Source organism: Streptomyces sp. NPDC058157 (genome assembly GCF_042884105.1).
Classification (GTDB): domain Bacteria; phylum Actinomycetota; class Actinomycetes; order Streptomycetales; family Streptomycetaceae; genus Streptomyces.
Map to the genome: position 1 here is coordinate 9,814 of NZ_JBHVUQ010000036.1, position 19,476 is coordinate 29,289.

A 19,476-nucleotide genomic window follows, 5' to 3' on the forward strand; every position below is an offset into this window, starting at 1 on the left:
AGCGGTTTCTCGTCCGGTACCGCGTGGGGGGCCATTAACCGCCCCCGGGTTTAGGTATGGGGCGGCACCGCGACCGCGGACCGCCCCCTTCCCGTTCAACGCCTTCGTGGTGGGCGGCGAGTTCTGAACGCCGGGCCCACCCCCTAGCCGAGCTGGGTGGCCGCCCAGCGGGCCCAGTCGCGGCGCATCGCGTTGAAGCGGAGGCCGTACTCCAGGGCGATCCGGCCGTGCACCGACAGCGCGTCCTCGCCCCAGTCGATCGACCGCTCCAGGGCGCGCAGGGCCTCGTACTCCTGGTCGGAGAGCTCCATCAGGCCGGTCAGGTACGTGCTCGCCTGCTCGGGGGTCAGGACCCCGAGGAAGAAGACCCGCAGCAGGATGTCGCTGCGGGTGGAGCGCTGCGGCTTGGTCTCCGTCAGCCAGTGGCGCAGTTCGGCCAGGCCCTCGTCGGTGAGGGTGTACTCCTTGCGGCCGCGCGGGCCTTCCGCCGAGACGCCGATCAACCCGGCGGCGGCGAGTTTGCCCAGTTCGCCGTACATCTGGCTCTGGGTGGCGGGCCAGACGTTCGCCAGTGAGGTCTCGAAGCGCTTGAGCAGGTCGTAGCCGCTGGCCGGGCGTTCGGAGAGGAGTCCGAGGAGGGCGTGTCGAAGGCTCATGCCCCTCACCTTACATTCCATTCTTGACATGTCAGTTTTGGAAGGTCTACCTTCGACATGTCAGAACAGGAATGTCAGAGCGGCAACAGCAGCAGTCGGGGGTCTTCGATGTCGTACGTGCGCACCTTCCTCCCGTGGATCGTCTTCGCGGTCGTCCCGTCCGCCCAGTGGCAGTGGGGCGCGCTCGCCGCACTGGTGGCCGCGGTGGCGGTGGTCCTCCAGCAGCGCCGGGAGGGGGCGGGCTTCGACTCGCTGATCATCGAGACGGGCTCGGCGGTCTTCTTCGCGGCCCTGGCGGGCATCGCCTTCGCCGACCCGCACTCGGGCGTGCACGCCTACTCGGCGGCCCTCTCCTCGGGCGCCCTGGCGCTGGTCGCCGCGGTCTCGCTGCTGATCCGCCGGCCGTTCACGCTGGGCATCGCCAAGCGCACCACTCCGCGCGAGGTCTGGGGACTGCGGCCCTTCATCCGGGCCAACACGGTCGTCACCCGCGCCTGGACGGCCGCCTTCGCCCTGACCGCCGGGGCCCTCGCGCTCCTCGCCCACGCGGGTCAGGGGCACTCGACGACGGCCACGGCGGTGCAGGCCGCCGGTTTCGTCCTGCCGATGGTCTTCACCAACCGCTACGTCGCCTCGCTGCGCACGAACGCCGCCGCCGCCGCCCGCTGAGCGGCGGGGCGAGTCCGGCCACGTGCGGCCACGTGCGGCCACGTGCGACTACGTGCGGCTACGTGCGGCGGAGGGCCTCCTGGGAGGCGACGTACCTGACCATCAGGCGGGCGAGCTCCAGCCGGTCGCGCTCGCTCCAGTCGGCGGTGATGTACTCGTACGCCGAGCGCTGGTGGCGGCGGAAGCGGGCCATCAGCTCCTCGCCGCCGGGGCTGAGGTGCAGGACCGTACGGCGGCCGTCGCGCTGCGAGGCGGCGCGAACCAGGTAGCCGGCGGAGATGCAGTCGGAGACCATGCGGCTGGCCACCGAGGGGTCCACGCCCAGGTGGGAGCCGACGGCGCCGACGGTGACCTCGCGGTCGCCGTCCTGGGCGATCTCCAGGACCACGTTGAGCACGAGGGTCCGGCTGAGGTCCTTCGGGGAGATCGGGTCCTCGACGTCCAGGAGCGAGGAGCGGCGCAGCTTCCCGAAGGCGGGGCCCACGGCGTTCAGCAGCTCATCGGCCACGGCGGCCTCGACGGCCGACTCCGCCTCGTGATTCTTCATGGCCCCATCGTATCTACGTGACTCTCCGCAGACATGTGTTGACATGAAAACGTGTGCGTGTCAGCATGCATATGTCTTCAGTCAATGATTACGGCGTGTCAGGACGAGCGGAACGGAGCCTCCCCATGACCACTCTCATCACCGGTGCCCGCGGCAAGGTCGGCCAGGGCGTCATCGCCCGCCTGCACTCCGCCGGCCACCCCGTCCGCGCCGCCGGCGCCCGCCCGGCCGAAACGACCGTCCCGGCCGGCGTCGAGGTCCTCGAACTCGCCCTCGACCGGCCCGAGACCTTCGCCGCCGCGCTGGACGGCGTCCGGCAGGTCTTCCTCTACCCCGAGCCGTCCGGGATCCAGGAGCTGGTCGAGGCCGCCGAGGCCGCCGGCGTGGAGCACGTCGTGCTGCTGTCCTCCTCTTCGGTCCTCGGCCCGGACGCCGAGACCGACCCGCTCGCCGGCCACAGCCTCACGGTCGAGCGCGCCCTCACGGCCTCCTCGCTGACCTGCACCTTCCTGCGTCCGGACGCCTTCGCGAGCAACTCCTTCGCCTGGGCCTACCCCATCGGCCGGTCGATGCCGGTCCAGCTGGCCTACCCCGACGCGCAGATCGCGCCCATCCACCCCGAGGACATCGCCGACATCGCCTTCGAGGCCCTGACCGGCGGCTCCCTCAGGGGCCGCGCCGTCACCCTCACCGGCCCGGAGTCGCTCAGCTTCCGCGCACAGCTCTCCGTCCTCTCCGGGGCCGTCGGCCGGGAGATCCCGGTCGAGCGGATATCCCGTGAGGCCGCCGAGCGGCAGATGTCGTCCTTCATGCCCGCGCGGGTGGCCGGCTCGCTGCTCGACCTGTGGGCCGCCGCGAGCCACGGGCCCGCCGTCGTCGCCGACACCACCGCCTCCCTGCTCGGCCGTCCCGCCCGCACCTACGCGCAGTGGGCCGCCGAGAACGCCTCTGCCTTCGCCGGGAGCTGACCCGCCATGAAACCCATCGGACACTGGCTGTGCCGCACCGACCGGGCCCTGACCGCCACGATGGACGCCTTGCTGGCGGACCTCGGCCTCACCCGGCTCACCTGGCAGGTCCTCAACGTCCTCAACGTCCTCGACGTCCTCGACGGCCCCGCGGACGATCCGGAGGCAGGCGACACCCGCGTGCGGGCCGTCCTCGCGGCCAACGCCGACGCCGGGGCCCTGACCGCCGCCGTCGAGGCGGTGCTCGCGGGCGGCTGGGCCGTGCGCCCGCAGCCGGGGCGGCTCGCCCTCACCGACGCCGGCCGGGACCGCCTCGCCGAGGCAGGTGCGCGGATCGGGGCGTTCCGGGAGCTGTCGACGGCGGGCATATCCGCCGAGGAGTACCGGACCGCCGTCAGCGTGCTGGAGCGCATGACGCGCAACCTGGAGAGGGCCGCGTGAGCGCTCCGCCCCCGGCCGGGTCGCGGGGGGCCGCCGATAGGGTGGGCGGGTGCCCACGTACTCCATCGGTCAGGCCGCCGGTCTGCTGCGCGTGAGTCCCGAGACCGTCCGCCGCTGGGCCGACTCCGGGCGGCTGCCCGCCCTGCGCGCGCCCGACGGCACGCGGGCCGTCGACGGGCCGGCGCTCGCCGCCTTCGCCAAGGAACGCGCCGCCGGACTGCACCCGCTGCCCGAGCGCGCCGCGGCCACCTCCGTACGGAACTCCTTCGCGGGGATCGTCACCGCGGTGCGGGTGGACGACGTGGCGGCCCTGGTGGAGATCCAGTCGGGTCCGCACCGGATCGTCTCCGTGGTGACCCGGGAGTCGGTGGAGCAGCTGGGCATCGAGGTGGGCGCCAGCGTCACCGCCCGGGTGAAGTCGACGGAGGTGTACGTGGACGTGCCCCTCGCACCCAAGGGCCCCGGCGGGTCCGGGGCGCCCGGCGGGTCGTAGGGGCTTCGGTCAGCGGCAGCGGAGGGCCGCGTACAGGTCCAGCTTGTGGTCCAGGCGGGAGAGGTCGCGGCCGGTCAGGACCTGCACCCGTTCCATCCGGTAGTGCACGGTGTTGACGTGCAGGTGGAGGGCCTGCGCGGTCCGGGCCCAGGAGCAGTTGTTGGCCAGGAAGACCTCCAGGGTCTCCCGCAGCATCCCGTCCCCGAGCGCGCCCAGCACCCGCTCGCCGAACACCGCCCGCACCTCCTCGGGCACCCCGGCCATCAGCCCGCCCAGGGTGTCCAGTTGCTCCACGCCCCGCACGGGGGCGACCGCGTCGGCGGCCGTCAGCGCGAAGCGGGCCTGGGTCAGGGAGGCCCGCAGGTCCTCCGGGCCGGCCGCGGCGGCGCCCGCGCCCAGGCGCAGGTCGGCCTCCGGGCCGCCGCAGACCTGGAGCAGCGGCCACAGGGCACGCAGCCCGGCCACCGTGTCGCTCTCCGCGCGCGGGTCCTCGTACACGACGGCCACGGCTTCGCCGCCGGGCGCCTCGCCCAGCGCCCACGGCAGCCCGTCCGCGTGCGCGAGGGCCTCGGCCAGGGCCGGGCCGGAGGTCGCCGCCAGCACCCGGTACGGCCCGCGTGCGGGCAGTCCCGCGGCGGTGAGGGCCTCCTCCAGCGCGGCCGGTTCGCAGTCGGAGGCCAGCAGCCCGGCCAGCTGCCGTCCGGCCGCCCGGGCGGCGGCGGTCCGGCGGTGGGCGGGCCCGTCGCGGTGCTGGGCCAGCACCTCGGCGATCTCGTGCAGCACGCGCGGGGGCGCCGCGTCCGCGTCGGGGACGTGGAGCTGCCAGGCGTCGTACGGGGAGCCGTCGGCCTCGATGCGCAGCGTGAGCCCGCCCCGTGAGGGGGACGCCGCCCGCTGGGCGGGGATCGCCGCGGCGGAGGGCGTCCGGGCCACGGTGCGCCCGCTCGCGGTGAGCAGGTGGCAGTCCACCCGGCCCAGGTGCGCGCAGGCCCGCTCCAGGAGCTCGCCGGGCCCGGCGCCGTTCTCCAGCAGCCGGCTCAGCTCGGCGCGCACGTTCGCGGGGAGGGCGAAGGTGCGGGTGGGCCGGCGGCTGAGGTCTCCCCAGTGCCTGAGGTACACGGCCTCGGTGACGGCCCGGAAGCTGGTCCGCGCCGGGACGGCCACGATCGGCACCCGGTACGCCCGGCAGGCCTCCACGAGGGCCTCGGGGACCCGCCCGTGGGTCTCCTCGCCGGCCAGCAGGGCGGTGGCCCCGGCGTCGGCGAGGGCGGAGACGAACCGGTCCGCCTTCACCAGGTCGCCGTCCGTCCACCACACCAGCCCGCTCAGCACGAGCTCGCCGGGCCCCAGGAAGCGGCCCGGGTCCTCCAGGTCGGTGGCGGTGACCCCGCTGACCTCCTGGCCGAGAAGCGTTTCTTCGCCCCAGAGCAGGGTGAGGCCGAGATTGTCGGACTGGAGCAGGTCGAGGACGTGCATGGCAGGGACTCCTTGCGGTGGGGGTCACCCACATTCGCCAGGTGAATACGAGGAACCTCATCGTAAATGCAAGGACAGCGCCCGCCTATGCCCTGTCTGTGCCCCTTGGTCAATCATCCAGGGACATCCCGCCGGGACTCGTTCGTTTCCGTGGCCTGGACCAGTCGTTTCGCCCCCTTCGCCGTTGCTTCACTGAGGCGTACGCCCCGGACGACAGAGAGGCTGGTGGCGCGAAATGGACCTCAACACGGTGCTCGACGTGCGCGATGCCCGCCGCCGCGAACCCTGGCGCCCCGGCGACGCCTTCCTCGGCGGGGGCACCTACCTGTTCTCCGAGCCGCAGCCCCACGTCCGCCGCCTGGTCGACCTGTCCCGGATGGGCTGGCCGCCGCTGTCCTGGCAGCCCGACGGCTCCCTCGACATCGCCGCGACCTGCACCATCACCGAGCTGTCCCGCTTCGGCCGCACCCTGCCCGCCACCGCCGCCCCGCTGTTCGAGCAGTGCTGCCGGGCCTTCCTGGCCAGCTTCAAGATCTGGAACATGGCCACCGTCGGCGGGAACCTCTGCAACGCCCTCCCGGCCGGCCCGGTCATCTCCCTGACCGCCGCCCTCGACGGCACCGTGCTGCTCCAGGGCCAGGACGGCGCCACCCGCCGCATGCCCGTCACCGAGTTCATCCGCGGCGCCGGCGTCAAGGACCTGCGCGACGGCGAGATGCTGCGCTCGGTCCGCCTGCCCGCCCGCGCGCTGGAGGCCCGCACCGCCTTCCGTCAGGCCTCCCTCTACGGTCTCGGCCGCTCCGGCTCCCTGGTGATCGGGGCCGCCGACCCCCAGGACGGCTCCCTCGCCGTCACCGTCTCCGCCGCGACCACCCGCCCGTTCCGCTTCTGGTTCGCGCTGCCGCCCACCGCGGCCGAACTCCGTGAGGCGATCGACTCCGCCGTCCGCCCCGGCGAGTGGTTCGACGACATCCACGGACTGCCCGAGTGGCGGCGGCACATGGCCCTGCTCCAGGCCGAGCAGGTCCGCCGCGAACTCTGCCTCCCGGAGGGACCCCGATGAGCTACGAGATCGAGATCAACAGGCAGCGCTTCGAGGACGAGCCCCGAGCGGGCCAGTGCCTGCGCACCTACCTGCGCGAACGCGGCTGGTTCGGCGTCAAGAAGGGCTGCGACCAGGGCGACTGCGGGGCCTGCACCGTCCACGTCGACGGGCAGCCGGTGCACAGCTGCCTCTACCCCGCCGTCCGCGCCGAGGGCCGCTCCGTCACCACCGTCGAGGGCCTCGCCTCCCCGTGCGGGGACCTCCACCCGGCGCAGCGGCAGTTCCTGGAGGCCCAGGGCTTCCAGTGCGGCTTCTGCACCGCCGGGTTCCTGATGACCACCTCCGCCCTCCAGGCCGAGCGGGGCACCGCCCACGACGACGGCAAGCTCGACGACCTCCCGCGCGCCTTCAAGGGCAACATCTGCCGCTGCACCGGCTACCGGGCCATCGAGGACGCCGTCCGCGGGGTGAAGCACATCGAGGAGCCCGAGGCGGGCCAGGCCGTCGGCCGCAGCCCGGGCGCCCCGGCCGGCCCCCAGGTCGTCACCGGCACCGCCCGCTACACCTTCGACGTCGAGGTGCCCGGGATGCTGCACATGAAACTGCTGCGCTCCCCGCACCCGCACGCCCGCATCGTCGACATCGACATCCGCGAGGCCCTCCAGGTCCCCGGCGTGCACGCCGTGTTCACCCACCACGACGCCCCCGACCACCTGTACTCCTCCGCCCGCCACGAGCACCCCACCGAGGACCCGATGGACACCCGGGTCCTGGACGACGTGGTCCGCTTCGTCGGCCAGCGCGTGGCGGCCGTGGTCGCCGACAGCGAGCAGGCCGCCGAGGAGGGCTGCCGGCGCGTGGTCGTCACGTACGAGGAACTCCCGTACGTCGTCGACCCGGAGGAGGCGATGCTGCCCGGCGCGCCGGTCCTGCACCCCAAGGGCCCCGAGTCGGGGATCTTCCGCGCCGAGAACAACGTGTGCGGCGAGGTCCACGGCACGATCGGCGACATGGAGCGGGGATACGCGGAGGCGGACGTCGTCCACGAGGAGACGTTCCGGACCCAGCGCGTGCAGCACGCCAGCCTGGAGACCCACGGCTGCGTGGCGTACTTCGAGCCCAAGGAGGAGGGCGACGGCGAACGCGTCACCGTCCGCACCTCCAGCCAGGCCCCCTTCCTCACCCGGCGGGCCCTGTGCGCCCTGTTCGACCTGAACGAGGACGAGGTGCGCGTCGTCGCGGGCCGCGTGGGCGGCGGCTTCGGCGGCAAGCAGGAGATGCTCACCGAGGACGTCGTGGTCCTCGCCGCCCTGAAGCTGCGCCGCCCGGTGAAGCTCGAATTCACCCGGGCCGAGCAGTTCTACGGGGCCACCACCCGCCACCCGTTCAAGATCACCATCAAGATCGGGGCGAAGCGGGACGGCACGCTCACCGCCCTGCGCATCCGCATCGTCTCCAACACGGGCGCCTACGGGAACCACGGCCCGGCCGTCATGTTCCACAGCGCGGGCGAGTCCTTCGCCGTCTACAAGGCGCCGAACAAGGAGGTGGAGGCGTATTCCGTCTACACCAACACCGTGCCGGCGGGCGCCTTCCGCGGCTACGGCCTGGGCCAGGTCCTCTTCGCCCTCGAATCGGTGATGGACGAGCTCGCCCTGCGCCTCGGCATGGACCCCCTGGAACTGCGCGAGAAGAACGTCATCGGCGCCGGCGACCACATGGTGACCCCGATCGGCCACGAGGAGGACCTCTTCATCGCCTCGTACGGGATGAAGCAGTGCATGGACATCGTCCGCCGGGCCGAGGCCGAGGACCGCAGCCACGAGGACGTCCCCGAGGGCTGGCTCACCGGCACCGGATCGGCCGTCGCCATGATCGCGACCGGGCCGCCCGGCGGCCACTTCGCCGACGCCCGGGTCAGCCTGCTGCGCGACGGCACGTACGACATCGCGGTGGGCACGGCGGAGTTCGGCAACGGCACCACCACCGTCCACAAGCAGATCACCGCGGGCGCCCTGAACACCACGGTCGACCGGATCACCGTCCGCCAGTCCGACACCGACGTGGTCCGCCACGACACCGGCGCGTTCGGCTCGGCCGGCACGGTGGTGGCGGGCAAGGCCGTGCTGCTCGCGGCCACTTCGCTGGCGGAGCGCCTGAAGACCTTCGCCGCCCGCCACACCGGCGTGGCCCGGCACCTGTGCCGGCTGGAGGCCGAGGCCTTCGACTGCGCGGGCCGGGTCGTCACCCTCAAGGAGCTGTACGAGGCCGCGTGGGACCGGGGCGCGCTGGAGGAGGTCGCGGCGGACGGCCACTGGGGCGGCTCCCCGCGCTCGGTCGCCTTCAACGCCCAGTGGTTCCGCCTCGCCGTGGACCCGGACACGGGCGAGATGAGGATCCTGCGCAGCGTGCACGCGGCGGACGCGGGCAAGGTCATGAACCCGATGCAGTGCCGGGGCCAGGTGGAGGGCGGGGTGGCCCAGGCGCTGGGCGCCACGCTGTTCGAGACCGTACGGGTGGACGAGCGCGGGGAGGTCACCACGGCCGCCTTCCGCCGCTACCGGCTCCCGCAGTACGCGGACGTCCCGCGCACGGAGGTCCACTTCATGGAGACCTCGGACGCGATCGGCCCGCTGGGCGCCAAGTCCATGAGCGAGAGCCCCTTCAACCCGGTGGCCCCGGCCTTCACGAACGCGCTGCGGAACGCGACGGGGATCCGCTTCACCGAGCTGCCGGTGACACGTGATGTGGTGTGGCGGGCAATCCACCAGAAGCTGCAAGGCGGAAACGACGATTGATCACACAGGTGCAACTCGGAGGAGCCTCCTAACCTGGCAGATGAGGTTCCAGCGCCGCTCCAGCCGGGCATGACTGCCCCATGGCCTCACTCCTGCTGCACGGCGACCTCGACCACCCGGCGACGCTGACCGTCGCCGACCTGCGGCGATGGCCGCAGCACCAGGCGAAGGTCGTCTTCGACTGTGCGACGAACGGCCCGCAGCACCACGTCTTCGAGGGCGCGCTGCTGCGGGACGTCATCTCCGGCGCCGGCCCCGTCTTCGACGCCCGCCGCCGCAAGGACCGTGGCCGCTACCTCCTGGCGGTCAGCGGCGGCGACGGCCACCACACCGTCCTGTCCTGGGCGGAACTGGACGACGACTTCTGCGGCAGCCCGGTCCTGCTGGCCACCCGCCTCGACGGGGAGGAGCTCGACGGCCCCGGCAGCCAGCTGGTGGTCCCGTCCGACCGCTGCGGGGCCCGCTACGTCAGCGCGGTGACCCACGTCTGGTTCGGCACCCTGGACGTCCCGGCGCTCATCGGCGTCTGACACACGCGCCGCCGCCACCTCCGATCACCCATCGCCACCCTTCGCTACCATCCGTGACGACAGCTGGTCGCGCGGGTCGAGAGGCGGACGGACGGATGAGGCGAACGGCACGGCGTGCGGGGAAGGCCCTGGGAGCGTGCGCGGCGGCGGCACTGCTGGCACTGGCCGGCCCGGCGGGCACGGCGCAGGCGGCGACGGGGGTCCTGGTCATCGACGGAACGGAGCACGAGGACCCGTCGGGCTGCTACCGGCTGGGCGACTTCGCGCCGCCGAGGGTCGCCAACCACACGGACGAGGTGGCGTTCGTGTGGTCCGGCACGGACTGCGACGACCAGGTGGTGCAGCAGATCAATCCGGGCCGGACCGCCATCGGGCGCGGCCGGAGCGTCTTCATCGACTGACGGCCCCGGCGGCCGCGGGCCGCCGGCCGGCCATGCGGCACCCGAGGCACCCGGTGTGCCCCTCGCGCGCGGTGCGGTCGCGGGCGCCCATGGGCCAGTGCTCCTTCGGGCGCGGGCCGGGCCCCTTGCCCCAGCCCGTCAGGTGCAGCACCCAGGTGAGCACCGCGGCCGCCGCCACCACGGCGATCCCGATCCATATCCCGGGCGTCCAGCCGACCACCCCCAGGCCGAGCACCGCGGCCCCGGCGCAGGCGACGGCGGTCCCCGACCAGCCGGCGACCGTGTGGCCCTCGTCGTATCCGTGCGCGCTCATACGTCACCCCTGTCGACCTATGATGTCTTAGTCAGTAAGCAATTTATCTTAGGCACTAAGGGATTTTCAATGGAGGGCAGCACGCCCCGCCCCGACGCGTCCATCCCGGCCGCGATCGGCGCGATGGACGACCTGATCGCGACGAGCATGGTGGCCCAGCAGGAGTTCGCCCGGAACCTGGGCCTCAGCCCGACGGACCTCATCTGCTTCGCGTACGTCCTCCAGGCCGGGGACGCCCCCGTCACCGCCGGCGACCTCGCCGCCCGCGCGCACGTCACCACCGGCGCCGTGACCGGCATCGTCAACCGGCTGGAGCGCGGCGGGTACGTGACCCGGCAACCCGACCCCGCCGACGGCCGCCGCGTGCGCGTGGTCGCCGTGCCCGAGGCCGCGCAGCGCGTCCGCGACGTGTACGAGCCGTACTACGCGCTCCTGGCGCAGCTGTTCGCGACGTACAGCCCGGAGGAGGTCGCGGTGCTGAACGACTGGTTCACGCGGGCCGGCACCCTGGCCGCGACGTACCTTGCGGAGTCCTGCGGCCCCTGAGCCCGGGACGTGGCGTTCACCTCAGTTCATTGCAACGTTCGCATCAGGTTCGTTGCGTTAAACCGCAGGCTCACTGCAACGATTTCTCGGCTCTGACCTGCATGTACTTCACTTCAGTACCGCCACTCTGTTGCCATGCCCTTGAACGCAACATAGCGTTTCCCATGTAAGAAACAAGACGGAGCAACCGCCCAGCGCAGGAGACCACGATGCAGAAGTTCGCCGTCACCGCCCCCGTCTCGGCCGTCCTCGACATCCCGGCCGGACTCGTCCAGCTGATCGCCGCGGACCGCTCCGACGCCACCGTCGAGGTCCGCCCCGCCAACCCCGCCAAGAGCCGCGACGTGAAGGCGGCCGAGCAGATCACGGTGGACTTCCGCGACGGCGTGCTGCGGATCGCGGCCGCCCCCGCGAAGAACCGCCTCCTCGGCAGCTCCGGCGCCGTCGAGGTGACCGTGCAGCTGCCGGCCGGCTCCCACGTCGAGGCGAAGGCGGCCGCGGCCGACCTCCGGGGCGTCGGACGGCTCGGGACGGTCGTCTTCGAGGGCGCGCAGGCCCAGGTCAAGCTGGACGAGGCCGGCTCCGCGCGGCTGACCGTCCAGGCCGGCGACGTCGTGCTCGGCCGGCTGAACGGCCCGGCGGAGATCAGCACGCAGAAGGGCGACATCACCGTCGCCGAGGCCGCCAAGGGAGCGGTCACCCTCTCCACCCAGCACGGCGCCATCACGGTCGGAGCCGCCCGCGGGGTCTCCGCCACCCTCGACGCCGGCACCGGCTACGGCCGCATCCACAACGCCCTGAACAACACCGACGGCCCCGCCGCCGCCCTCACCATCCGCGCCACCACCGCCTACGGCGACATCACCGCCCGCAGCATCTGACCGGAGGTCAACCGGGTTGTGGGAGAACGCGATCCGGTGCGCCCGTACGTTTCTTTTGCTTCGCAAGTACCGGAGAAAGAACCTCTCCCCACCCCACCAGCCTCCCGCGCAGGGCCATCTCACTCACACGGGTGAAGAAGTCCAACTCAGCTGGATTTCGGCCGGGTTGCCGGGCATATGCTCGCCCCGACCACCCCACAAACGAAGACGGCCCCCGCCGGGACGGCAATCCCGGACGAGGGCCTGACCAAGTAGGAAGTACACACCACTTCCCATGGCTCCTGAGCACCCTAGCGCGCCCGAGCGCGCCACGTACGGCGTTCGTCACTCCAACGTCCGTCACACGACCCGGTACACCATCATCGGCAACCACCTGACGCAGCACCCGCACCTCACGCTGACCGCCCGCGGCTTGGCCGCGTACATCCAGTCGCTGCCGTCCGGCGCCCCGATCGGCATCAAAGACCTGGCCAGGCGCCTGCCCGAGGGCGAGATCCGCATCGCGTCCGCGCTGCGCGAGCTGGAGGCGTACGGATACCTGAAGCGGGTCCGCGAACAACTGCCCGACGGCCGCTTCGTCACCCATACGGTGTCCTACAACCACCCCAAGACCGCGGCGACCCGCCCACCCCAGCCACCTCCGCCACAGCACCCCGCCCCGGAACCGGAGCCGGAACCGAAGCCGGAGCCAGAACCCGAGCCCACCCCGGAGCCGGAACCGAAGCCTGCCCCGGAGCCGGAACCGAAGCCTGCCCCGGAACCGGAACCGAAGCCCGCCCCGGAGCCGGAACCGAAGCCGGACCCAGAGCAGGAGCCGGACCCAGAGCCGGAGCCCGTGCCGGACCCGGAGCCTGACCCGGAGTCCGTCCTGGAGCCCGTCCTGGAACGGGAACCGGCCCCCGCGCCGCCCCCCGAACCAGCCGCCCAACCGGCTCCCGGACCCACCCCCGCCCGGCGGGCGGCCATGGCCGTCCTCGCCGAACTGCGCCGCGCCGACCCCCGCCTGCTCCTCGGACGCCAGGACATCGAACGCCTCGCCCCCCAGCTCGAACCCTGGCTGGAACGCGGGGTCACCAGGGAAGCGGTGATCTGCGTCCTCACGGCGAGACTCCCCATTCCGCTGACCAACCCGGCGGGCCTGATCCACCACCGCCTCACCGCCCAGGAGCCCCCGGACCTGCCGCCCGCCGCGCGCAGGCCCGCCTACGTCCCCCCGGACCCCTTCCAGACCTGCCCGAAGTGCGACAAGGCCTTCCGCAGCCCCGTCCCCGGGACCTGCGCGGGCTGCACGTGAGCCGCCGGGCCGGAGCGGCCGCCCCGGTCACCGGCTGATCCGGTCGACCCCCACCCCCGAGATCCGCCCGAGCCCGTCGAACCCGACCTCGACCGCGTTCCCGTCCGGCAGCCCGGCCACGATCCGCTCACCCTGCCCCTCCACCCGGTACGGCAGCCCGTGGTGCTCGAAGAACCCGCGGACGACCTGCGGTGCCGAATGGCCGATCAGCCCCGCGCCGGTGAGCAGCACCCGCGGCAGGGTCACCGGGTCCAGCCCGGCCCGCGGGACCCGCGGGTCGTCGGGCAGGAAGTAGACCCGGGTGGCCGGCCCCGCCATCTGCCCCAGGTAGCCGGGGGCCCCGGCCACGCCCATCCCGGTGAAGGCGAGCATCTCGGCCGCCCGGTGCGGGTCGTCGAACCCGGACAGGTCGACGAGTCCGTCGGTCAGTTCGGGTATCCCGTGCGCCCGCCCGTACCGCTCGACGGTCTCCGTGAGGGCGACCACCTCGGCGCCCCGCCAGCCCGGGTTGGCCCAGCCCCACATCCAGGACCGCTCGTCCATGTCGTACGTCCCGAGCACGGCCACGCGCAGCTCCAGCCCGCCCTGCTCGTACGTGCAGGAGGACAGCTCGGCGGTCCAGGGACCGTCGGGCAGGAAGGAGGTGAGCACCTCCAGCTGCGCCGCCCCCCAGGCGGCATGCCGTTCGGCCTCGAGCAGGAACGCGTCACTGAAACGATTCGTCATGCGCCGAACCCTACGAACCCCCCGGCCCGGCCCCCGCCACGGGCCCGGACCCGAACGGGCGCCTCCCATCAGGGTGAAGGCCGGGCCGGTCAAACCTTTCTGCGGTGAACCGGTTCCGGCAGACGGGTGACGCGGCGTGTCCTCGGCTGGCGGCCGGTCACGCACAGCCACTATCTCTGCACGCATGATCAAGAACATCGCCGCCGCCGCGGCGCTCGCTCTCGGTGCCGGCCTCCTGACCTGCATTCCCGCCCAGGCCGCGCAGAACTCCGTCCCCTTCCCGCCGCCGGCCGGCTACCCCCTCGTCCTCACCCTGGCCCCCGCCCCGCTGCTGTGGCCCGCCGTACCGCTGGTGCAGCCGGCGTACGTGGTCTACGGGGTCAGCTGAGACACCCGGGCGCCCGTGCCCCGACCGGGGGCCACGGGCGCCCCGGCCCCAACCCCCCACCCCCCCACCCCCCCCCCCCCACACACCCCCCCCCGCCCCTCCGCCCTCCGCCCTCCGCCCTCCGCCCTCCGCCCTCCGCCCTCCGCTACGCGAACTCCGGCATCTCCCCGACCCGCGTGTCCATGTCGATCACGGCGAACACCGCGCCCTGCGGGTCGCCGAGCGCGGCGAAGCGGCCGAAGGGGCTGTCCATCGGGCCGAAGTACAGCAGCCCGCCCCGCGCCTTCGTCTTCTCCACCGCCAGGTCGCAGTTGGGGACGCCGAAGTAGACCTGGACGTAGGACGGGACCTGCGGCGGGAACTCGTCGCCCATCTTCATCCGGCCCAGCACCGGGTGGTCGGCGCCGCCCACGCTGAAGATCTTGAAGTCCATCCCGGCCGCCGCCGGGTCGTCGCACTCGGCCCCGCCGGTCTCCATCTGCCGGGACTCGTACGGGAAGACCCGCTCCAGGAACGGATCGGCCTCACCGGGCTCACGGGTGTAGAGCTCGGCCCAGGCGTACGAGCCGGCCTCGCCCAGCTTCTCGAAGCCCTTGTGCTCACCCGGCTGCCAGACCCCGAAGACCGCTCCGCTGGGCTCCTTGGCGATCGCCATCGTGCCGAAGGTGCCGACCTGCATCGGCTCCATCATCAGCGTGCCGCCCGCGGCCTTGATCTTCTCGGCGGTGGCGGCGGCGTCGTCCGAGGCGAAGTACAGGCACCACTGGGAGGGCGCGTCGGCGCCCGGCATCGGCGGGACGACGGCCGCGACCGCCTTGCCGCCGGAGTAGGCCTGCGTGTAGTTGCCGTACTCGCTGGTGGCCTCACCGAAGGTCCAGCCCAGTACGTCGGCGTAGAACTCCTTGGCGGCCTCCACGTCGGTGAACATCGCGTCCACCCAGCAGGGGGTGCCTTCCGGGAACTCGGCCATGGTCGATCGACTCCTGTGTCGTCTCGCGTGCGTGTGTCGTCCGGCTCGTACGTCCCTCCCACGCTAGGGCGGGGGTCTGACAACCGCGCGCCGAACGGGCACCGGGTGCGGTCACGGGAGAGGCTGGGGGCATGGACGACATCACCATCCGGCTCGCGCAGCAGCCCGAAGCCGACGCCCTGCTCGCCCGCAGCCCGCTGGCCGCGCTCACCGGGATGCTGCTGGACCAGCAGGTGCCGATGGAGTGGGCGTTCTCGGGGCCCTGGACGATCGCGCAGCGCCTCGGCGCCGACGACCTGGACGCCCACGCCATCGCCGCGTACGACCCGGAGGCCTTCGCCGCGCTGCTGTCGCAGAAGCCCGCGGTGCACCGGTACCCGGGGTCGATGGCGAAGCGGATCCAGCAGCTGTGCGCGTACCTGGTGGAGCACTACGCGGGGGACGCGGAGGCGGTCTGGGCGGACGCGGGGACGGGGGCGGAGCTGCTGGCCCGGCTGAAGGCGCTGCCGGGGTTCGGGGAGCAGAAGGCGCAGATCTTCCTGGCCCTGCTGGGCAAGCGGTACGGGGTCCGGCCGAAGGGCTGGCGCGAGGCGGCCGGGGGCTACGGCCCCGCGAACGTCCACCGCTCGGCGGCGGACATCACCGGCCCGGAGTCCCTGGCGAAGGTCCGCGAGTACAAGCAGGCCGCGAAGGCCGCCGCCAAGGCCGCGAAGGGCGGGGGCGGCGCGTAGGCCGGGGGCGGTGCGTGGACCCGTTGCGCCACAGCTGAGTTGACGGACCGTCCGGCCCGGTGGAGCCCCCGTGCGCCGGGCCCCGTAACGTCGGCCGGATGACCGAGAAGCCCCTCCGCGCCACCACCGCCGAACGCGTCAGCGACGCCCCCGGCAGCGTCATCACCCTGCTCACCGACACCCCTGAACTCACCTGCAACACGGCCACCTTCGAGGTGGGCGCCGCCGGCGCCCCGGTGCACTTCCACACCAAGGCCACCGAGTTCTTCCACGTCACCGACGGCCGGCTCGACGTGCTCGTCGGGGACGAGGTCCACACCCTCACCAAGGGCGACTTCCTCAGCATCGCCCCCGGCGTGAAGCACGCCTTCGCCCCCTCCGCCGGCCACACCGCCGAGGTGTTCGTCGGGTTCACCCCCGGCATGGCCCGCTTCGACTACTACCGCCTGCTCGGCCGGGTGCACGCGGGCGAGGCCACCGTCCAGGACATCATCGACAGCCAGCCCGCGTACGACAACCACTACGCCGAGAGCGAGGCCTGGGCGGGCCGCCTGCTGCGCAGCGCCGAGGCGTAGACCTCGTCGGCGTCGAGGCGCCGCAGCTCCTCCGCGATCAGTTCCGCCGTGCTGCGGATCTTGAGGGCGACCTTCCGGTCCGGCCAGCCCGGCAGGACCAGCGTGGCCAGCGAACCGGTGGGCCGGTCCACCACGACCTCGCCGGCGCCGGTCTCCAGCCGGACCCGGGTGATGACCGGCCCGGCGGTGGCCACCCGGGCCACCGGCACCCCGAGCCGGTCCTCCAGCCAGCGCGCCAGCAGCTCGGCGCTGGCGTTGTCGGCCTCGCTCTCCACGGCCGCCGCGGTCACCCGCGAGGTGTTCTGGTCGAAGGCGCAGGCCAGCAGCGAACGCCACGGCGTGAGCCGGGTCCAGGCCAGGTCGGTGTCGCCGGGCGCGTAGGCGGCCGCGCGTTCGGCCAGCACGCCGACCGGCTCCGCCGCGGCCTGCGCGTCGGTGATCCGGCGCTGCGCCAGCGCGCCCAGGTCGTCACGGGCCGGGTCGGCGGGGGCGTCGGCCGGCCACCAGGCGACCACCGGCGCGTCCGGCACCAGCAGCGGCAACACGATCGACCCGGCCTGGGTGGTGAGTTCCCCGTGCAGGCGCAGGATGACGATCTCGCCGGAGCCGGCGTCCGAGCCCACGCGCAGCTCGGCGTCCAGCCGGGTCCGCCGGCGCCGCTCCGGGCCCCGGTGGGTCCGCTTGATCACCGCGATGATCCGGCAGGGGTGCTCGCGCGAGGCCTCGGAGGCCGCGCGTACGGCGTCGTAGGCGTTCTCCTCGTCGGTGACGACGACGAGGGTGAGCACGAGGCCCATGGTGGGGCTGCCCACGGCGCGCCGGGCCGCCAGCAGGGCCCGGTCGATCTTGCTGGACGTGGTGTCGGTCAGTTCGGTCCGCATGGACACGAGTCTGTCAGCGGCTGCCGTAAGGCGGACAACCGGTTCGCTTGATTCCTCCTGGACTCGACCCGCGGCTCAGCGCCGCCGGCGCGCCGTGCCGAAGAGGGAGCGGGAGATCTCGCGCCCCAGCTGGGTGCCGACCGAGCGGGCCAGTGAACGGAACAGGCCGCTGCCGACGACCTGTTGGGCCAGCGACGGCTCCGGCTTCGGGGCGCTGCGCGCCGCCCGCTCGGCGGCCTTGGCCTGCTTGTCGGCCTCGGCCGCCGCGGCGGCGGCCTCCGCCTGGGCCTCCGCGGCCGCCTGTTCGGCGGTGATCTTCTCGTACGCCGACTCCCGGTCGACGGGCTCGGCGTAACGGGAGTACAGCAGCGAGGCCTTGACGGCGGCGTCGAGCGCCGCCGGGTCGATCGGCCCCATCAGCGACTGCGGGGCGCGCAGCCGGGTGGCGGCGACGGGGGTGGGGGCGCCGTTCTCGCTGAGCACCGTGACGACGGCCTCGCCGGTACCGAGGCCGGTCAGCAACTCCTCCAGGTCGTACGGGGAGTTCGGGAAGGTCCGCACGGTGGCCTTGAGGGCCTTGGCGTCGTCGGGGGTGAAGGCGCGCAGGGCGTGCTGGACGCGGTTGCCGAGCTGGGCCAGGACGTCGGCGGGGACGTCCTTGGGGGTCTGGGTGACGAAGAAGACGCCGATGCCCTTGGAGCGGATGAGGCGCACGGTCTGGGTGATGGATTCCAGGAAGGCCTTGGAGGCCCCGTTGAAGAGGAGGTGGGCCTCGTCGAAGAAGAAGACCAGTTTGGGCTGCTCCAGATCGCCGACTTCCGGGAGGTCGGCGTAGAGGTCGGCGAGCAGCCACATCAGGAATGTAGAGAAAAGCTGTGGTTTGTCCTGTACGGCCGGAAGTTCCAGTACGGAAACCACCCCGCGCCCGTCCGGAGCCGTTCGCAGGAATTCACTGGTGTCGAATTCAGGTTCGCCGAAGAATTCCGAGGCGCCCTGCTGCTCGAATGCGGTGAGCGCCCGCAGGATCACCCCGGCGGTGACGGTGGAGAGCCCGCCGATCCCCTTGAGCTCCGGCTTTCCCTGGTCGGAGACGAGGAAGGCGACGACCGCCCGCAGGTCCTTGAGGTCGATCAGCTCCAGGCCCTTGGAGTCGGCGTAGTGGAAGATCAGGCCGAGCGACTGCTCCTGGGTCTGGTTCAGCTGGAGCACCTTCGACAGCAGCACCGGCCCGAACGCGGTCACGCTCGCCCGGACCGGGATCCCGGGGCCGATCCCGCCCAGGGAGTAGAACTCGGCGGGACATCCGGTGGCCTCCCAGCTCTGGCCGACCTCCCGCGCCCGCTCCTCGGTCCTGCCGCCCGGCGCGCCGGGGGCGGAGATCCCCGAGACGTCGCCCTTGACGTCGGCGAGGAAGACCGGCACGCCGTTGGCGGAGAGCTGCTCGGCGATCAGCTGGAGGGTCTTGGTCTTCCCGGTGCCGGTGGCGCCCGCGACGAGTCCGTGCCGGTTGAGCATCGACAGCGGGACGCGGATCTGCCGCCCCGGGTCGCAGACCCCGTCCCAGAGCAGGGCCCCCAGCTCCAGCGCGGGCCCGCTGAAGGCGTACCCGGCGGCGATGGCGGCGGCCGGACCGTTCGGGTCCGTTTGTCCCCCCGCAGTGGCGGCCGGCTCGGGCGGATCGATGCTCTGGCTCATGCGTCACTCCCGGAATAGCCCTGTGTGCCACTTTTGCACCGCTGGAGCGAGGCTGCGCCCGGAGGCACCGGCCCGGTAGGCTTTCCGTGTGATCTTCAAGCGCATCGGTAGCGGACGGCCGTACCCCGACCACGGCAGGGAAACCACCCGGCAGTGGGCGGACGTCGCCCCGCGCCCGGTCAGGCTGGACCAGCTCGTGACGACCAAGGGCCAGCTGGACCTGGAGACGCTGCTCGCCGAGGACTCCACGTTCTACGGCGACCTCTTCGCGCACGTCGTGAAGTGGCAGGGCGACCTCTACCTGGAGGACGGACTGCACCGCGCCGTGCGCGCGGCCCTCCAGCAGCGCCAGGTCCTGCACGCGCGCGTCCTCGAAATGGACTGACCAGGGGCGGACGGGGCGCCGGTTGCGCCTTTCGGGTCTGCCTTACCCGATCAACAGATCATTTAGT

23 protein-coding genes are annotated in these 19,476 nt (G+C 72.8%); 15 read left to right on the forward strand and 8 right to left on the reverse strand.

What is annotated here, in order from left to right:
- Positions 1-143 precede the first annotated feature (143 nt).
- Complete coding sequence (locus ACFVXK_RS12005) at positions 144-656, reverse strand: PadR family transcriptional regulator (RefSeq protein ID WP_389611393.1); 513 nt, start codon at positions 654-656, stop codon at positions 144-146.
- 108 nt (positions 657-764) lie between these two features.
- Between ACFVXK_RS12005 and ACFVXK_RS12010 the strand changes: the two genes are divergently transcribed.
- Positions 765-1,325: a hypothetical protein gene (locus tag ACFVXK_RS12010; protein WP_389611394.1), complete on the forward strand. Its 561-nt coding sequence runs from the start codon at positions 765-767 to the stop codon at positions 1,323-1,325.
- A 58-nt stretch (positions 1,326-1,383) separates the two neighbouring features.
- On the opposite strand, the gene ACFVXK_RS12015 is transcribed toward ACFVXK_RS12010, so the two are convergent.
- Entirely contained in the window at positions 1,384-1,872 is a 489-nt protein-coding gene (locus ACFVXK_RS12015; protein WP_389611395.1) for a MarR family winged helix-turn-helix transcriptional regulator, read from the reverse strand.
- A 125-nt stretch (positions 1,873-1,997) separates the two neighbouring features.
- Between ACFVXK_RS12015 and ACFVXK_RS12020 the strand changes: the two genes are divergently transcribed.
- From ACFVXK_RS12020 to ACFVXK_RS12030, 3 genes are read left to right on the forward strand one after another with little or no spacing between them, the layout of a single operon-like run.
- On the forward strand, positions 1,998-2,840 hold the full coding sequence (locus ACFVXK_RS12020; protein WP_389611396.1) for an NAD(P)H-binding protein: 843 nt from the start codon (positions 1,998-2,000) through the stop codon (positions 2,838-2,840).
- A 6-nt stretch (positions 2,841-2,846) separates the two neighbouring features.
- Entirely contained in the window at positions 2,847-3,281 is a 435-nt protein-coding gene (locus ACFVXK_RS12025; RefSeq protein WP_389611397.1) for a MarR family transcriptional regulator, read from the forward strand.
- Between the two features lie 49 nt (positions 3,282-3,330).
- The gene (locus tag ACFVXK_RS12030) at positions 3,331-3,774 is read left to right on the forward strand and encodes a molybdopterin-binding protein (RefSeq protein ID WP_389611398.1); all 444 of its coding nucleotides are present in this window, start codon (positions 3,331-3,333) and stop codon (positions 3,772-3,774) included.
- Positions 3,775-3,783: 9 nt separating this feature from the next.
- Here ACFVXK_RS12030 and ACFVXK_RS12035 read toward each other — a convergent pair whose 3' ends face one another.
- Positions 3,784-5,250 carry a PucR family transcriptional regulator gene (locus ACFVXK_RS12035; RefSeq protein WP_389611399.1) on the reverse strand — a complete coding sequence of 489 codons (1,467 nt, stop codon included), beginning with the start codon at positions 5,248-5,250 and terminating at the stop codon, positions 3,784-3,786.
- Between the two features lie 235 nt (positions 5,251-5,485).
- Here ACFVXK_RS12035 and ACFVXK_RS12040 point away from each other — a divergent pair, with 235 nt between their 5' ends.
- The 4 genes from ACFVXK_RS12040 (at position 5,486) to ACFVXK_RS12055 (ending at position 10,024) form a co-directional block, all read left to right on the forward strand.
- Complete coding sequence (locus tag ACFVXK_RS12040; protein WP_389611400.1) at positions 5,486-6,313, forward strand: FAD binding domain-containing protein; 828 nt, start codon at positions 5,486-5,488, stop codon at positions 6,311-6,313.
- Positions 6,310-9,093: a molybdopterin-dependent oxidoreductase gene (locus ACFVXK_RS12045; RefSeq protein ID WP_389611401.1), complete on the forward strand. Its 2,784-nt coding sequence runs from the start codon at positions 6,310-6,312 to the stop codon at positions 9,091-9,093. Before ACFVXK_RS12040 ends, ACFVXK_RS12045 begins: the two co-directional genes overlap by 4 nt.
- Positions 9,094-9,173: 80 nt before the next feature.
- On the forward strand, positions 9,174-9,623 hold the full coding sequence (locus ACFVXK_RS12050; RefSeq protein ID WP_389611402.1) for a molybdopterin-dependent oxidoreductase: 450 nt from the start codon (positions 9,174-9,176) through the stop codon (positions 9,621-9,623).
- 95 nt (positions 9,624-9,718) lie between these two features.
- A complete protein-coding gene (locus ACFVXK_RS12055) occupies positions 9,719-10,024 on the forward strand; it encodes a hypothetical protein (protein ID WP_389611403.1) in 306 nt (101 codons plus the stop codon).
- Here ACFVXK_RS12055 and ACFVXK_RS12060 read toward each other — a convergent pair.
- Entirely contained in the window at positions 10,014-10,337 is a 324-nt protein-coding gene (locus tag ACFVXK_RS12060; protein WP_389611404.1) for an HGxxPAAW family protein, read from the reverse strand. The two genes, ACFVXK_RS12055 and ACFVXK_RS12060, sit on opposite strands and share 11 nt — an antisense overlap.
- 69 nt (positions 10,338-10,406) lie before the next feature.
- Between ACFVXK_RS12060 and ACFVXK_RS12065 the strand changes: the two genes are divergently transcribed.
- The 3 genes from ACFVXK_RS12065 to ACFVXK_RS12075 all read left to right on the forward strand — a co-directional run bounded on the left by ACFVXK_RS12065 (position 10,407) and on the right by ACFVXK_RS12075 (position 13,058).
- On the forward strand, positions 10,407-10,883 hold the full coding sequence (locus tag ACFVXK_RS12065) for a MarR family winged helix-turn-helix transcriptional regulator (protein ID WP_389611405.1): 477 nt from the start codon (positions 10,407-10,409) through the stop codon (positions 10,881-10,883).
- Positions 10,884-11,092: 209 nt separating this feature from the next.
- A complete protein-coding gene (locus ACFVXK_RS12070) occupies positions 11,093-11,764 on the forward strand; it encodes a hypothetical protein (protein WP_389611406.1) in 672 nt (223 codons plus the stop codon).
- Between the two features lie 274 nt (positions 11,765-12,038).
- Entirely contained in the window at positions 12,039-13,058 is a 1,020-nt protein-coding gene (locus ACFVXK_RS12075) for a helix-turn-helix domain-containing protein (protein ID WP_389611407.1), read from the forward strand.
- A 27-nt stretch (positions 13,059-13,085) separates the two neighbouring features.
- On the opposite strand, the gene ACFVXK_RS12080 is transcribed toward ACFVXK_RS12075, so the two are convergent.
- Positions 13,086-13,784 carry a DUF6882 domain-containing protein gene (locus ACFVXK_RS12080; protein ID WP_389611408.1) on the reverse strand — a complete coding sequence of 233 codons (699 nt, stop codon included), beginning with the start codon at positions 13,782-13,784 and terminating at the stop codon, positions 13,086-13,088.
- A 184-nt stretch (positions 13,785-13,968) separates the two neighbouring features.
- On the opposite strand from ACFVXK_RS12080, the gene ACFVXK_RS12085 reads away from it, so the two are divergent.
- Positions 13,969-14,172 (forward strand): hypothetical protein, encoded by a 204-nt coding sequence (locus tag ACFVXK_RS12085; RefSeq protein ID WP_358891603.1) that lies wholly within the window; start codon positions 13,969-13,971, stop codon positions 14,170-14,172.
- A gap of 145 nt (positions 14,173-14,317) precedes the next feature.
- On the opposite strand, the gene ACFVXK_RS12090 is transcribed toward ACFVXK_RS12085, so the two are convergent.
- On the reverse strand, positions 14,318-15,142 hold the full coding sequence (locus ACFVXK_RS12090; protein WP_389611409.1) for a VOC family protein: 825 nt from the start codon (positions 15,140-15,142) through the stop codon (positions 14,318-14,320).
- A 131-nt stretch (positions 15,143-15,273) separates the two neighbouring features.
- Here ACFVXK_RS12090 and ACFVXK_RS12095 point away from each other — a divergent pair, with 131 nt between their 5' ends.
- A complete protein-coding gene (locus tag ACFVXK_RS12095) occupies positions 15,274-15,873 on the forward strand; it encodes an HhH-GPD-type base excision DNA repair protein (RefSeq protein WP_389611410.1) in 600 nt (199 codons plus the stop codon).
- A gap of 98 nt (positions 15,874-15,971) precedes the next feature.
- Positions 15,972-16,448 (forward strand): cupin domain-containing protein, encoded by a 477-nt coding sequence (locus ACFVXK_RS12100; RefSeq protein ID WP_389611411.1) that lies wholly within the window; start codon positions 15,972-15,974, stop codon positions 16,446-16,448.
- On the opposite strand, the gene opcA is transcribed toward ACFVXK_RS12100, so the two are convergent.
- Together opcA and ACFVXK_RS12110 are read right to left on the reverse strand one after the other, a co-directional pair.
- A complete protein-coding gene (gene opcA, locus ACFVXK_RS12105; protein WP_389611412.1) occupies positions 16,394-17,329 on the reverse strand; it encodes a glucose-6-phosphate dehydrogenase assembly protein OpcA in 936 nt (311 codons plus the stop codon). The two genes, ACFVXK_RS12100 and opcA, sit on opposite strands and share 55 nt — an antisense overlap.
- A 75-nt stretch (positions 17,330-17,404) precedes the next feature.
- Entirely contained in the window at positions 17,405-19,024 is a 1,620-nt protein-coding gene (locus ACFVXK_RS12110) for a helicase HerA-like domain-containing protein (RefSeq protein ID WP_389611413.1), read from the reverse strand.
- An 88-nt stretch (positions 19,025-19,112) separates the two neighbouring features.
- Between ACFVXK_RS12110 and ACFVXK_RS12115 the strand changes: the two genes are divergently transcribed.
- On the forward strand, positions 19,113-19,409 hold the full coding sequence (locus ACFVXK_RS12115; RefSeq protein ID WP_008740979.1) for a type II toxin-antitoxin system VapB family antitoxin: 297 nt from the start codon (positions 19,113-19,115) through the stop codon (positions 19,407-19,409).
- The last annotated feature ends 67 nt before the right edge of the window (positions 19,410-19,476 follow it).

What these genes read in the sequence shown, in the direction of transcription:
- ACFVXK_RS12005 (WP_389611393.1), bottom strand. Translation starts at nt 656, where the DNA reads ATGAGCCTTCGACACGCCCTCCTCGGACTCCTCTCCGAACGCCCGGCC.
- ACFVXK_RS12010 (WP_389611394.1), top strand. Translation starts at nt 765, where the DNA reads ATGTCGTACGTGCGCACCTTCCTCCCGTGGATCGTCTTCGCGGTCGTC.
- ACFVXK_RS12015 (WP_389611395.1), bottom strand. Translation starts at nt 1,872, where the DNA reads ATGAAGAATCACGAGGCGGAGTCGGCCGTCGAGGCCGCCGTGGCCGAT.
- ACFVXK_RS12020 (WP_389611396.1), top strand. Translation starts at nt 1,998, where the DNA reads ATGACCACTCTCATCACCGGTGCCCGCGGCAAGGTCGGCCAGGGCGTC.
- ACFVXK_RS12025 (WP_389611397.1), top strand. Translation starts at nt 2,847, where the DNA reads ATGAAACCCATCGGACACTGGCTGTGCCGCACCGACCGGGCCCTGACC.
- ACFVXK_RS12035 (WP_389611399.1), bottom strand. Translation starts at nt 5,250, where the DNA reads ATGCACGTCCTCGACCTGCTCCAGTCCGACAATCTCGGCCTCACCCTG.
- ACFVXK_RS12040 (WP_389611400.1), top strand. Translation starts at nt 5,486, where the DNA reads ATGGACCTCAACACGGTGCTCGACGTGCGCGATGCCCGCCGCCGCGAA.
- ACFVXK_RS12045 (WP_389611401.1), top strand. Translation starts at nt 6,310, where the DNA reads ATGAGCTACGAGATCGAGATCAACAGGCAGCGCTTCGAGGACGAGCCC.
- ACFVXK_RS12050 (WP_389611402.1), top strand. Translation starts at nt 9,174, where the DNA reads ATGGCCTCACTCCTGCTGCACGGCGACCTCGACCACCCGGCGACGCTG.
- ACFVXK_RS12055 (WP_389611403.1), top strand. Translation starts at nt 9,719, where the DNA reads ATGAGGCGAACGGCACGGCGTGCGGGGAAGGCCCTGGGAGCGTGCGCG.
- ACFVXK_RS12060 (WP_389611404.1), bottom strand. Translation starts at nt 10,337, where the DNA reads ATGAGCGCGCACGGATACGACGAGGGCCACACGGTCGCCGGCTGGTCG.
- ACFVXK_RS12065 (WP_389611405.1), top strand. Translation starts at nt 10,407, where the DNA reads ATGGAGGGCAGCACGCCCCGCCCCGACGCGTCCATCCCGGCCGCGATC.
- ACFVXK_RS12070 (WP_389611406.1), top strand. Translation starts at nt 11,093, where the DNA reads ATGCAGAAGTTCGCCGTCACCGCCCCCGTCTCGGCCGTCCTCGACATC.
- ACFVXK_RS12075 (WP_389611407.1), top strand. Translation starts at nt 12,039, where the DNA reads ATGGCTCCTGAGCACCCTAGCGCGCCCGAGCGCGCCACGTACGGCGTT.
- ACFVXK_RS12080 (WP_389611408.1), bottom strand. Translation starts at nt 13,784, where the DNA reads ATGACGAATCGTTTCAGTGACGCGTTCCTGCTCGAGGCCGAACGGCAT.
- ACFVXK_RS12085 (WP_358891603.1), top strand. Translation starts at nt 13,969, where the DNA reads ATGATCAAGAACATCGCCGCCGCCGCGGCGCTCGCTCTCGGTGCCGGC.
- ACFVXK_RS12090 (WP_389611409.1), bottom strand. Translation starts at nt 15,142, where the DNA reads ATGGCCGAGTTCCCGGAAGGCACCCCCTGCTGGGTGGACGCGATGTTC.
- ACFVXK_RS12095 (WP_389611410.1), top strand. Translation starts at nt 15,274, where the DNA reads ATGGACGACATCACCATCCGGCTCGCGCAGCAGCCCGAAGCCGACGCC.
- ACFVXK_RS12100 (WP_389611411.1), top strand. Translation starts at nt 15,972, where the DNA reads ATGACCGAGAAGCCCCTCCGCGCCACCACCGCCGAACGCGTCAGCGAC.
- opcA (WP_389611412.1), bottom strand. Translation starts at nt 17,329, where the DNA reads ATGCGGACCGAACTGACCGACACCACGTCCAGCAAGATCGACCGGGCC.
- ACFVXK_RS12110 (WP_389611413.1), bottom strand. Translation starts at nt 19,024, where the DNA reads ATGAGCCAGAGCATCGATCCGCCCGAGCCGGCCGCCACTGCGGGGGGA.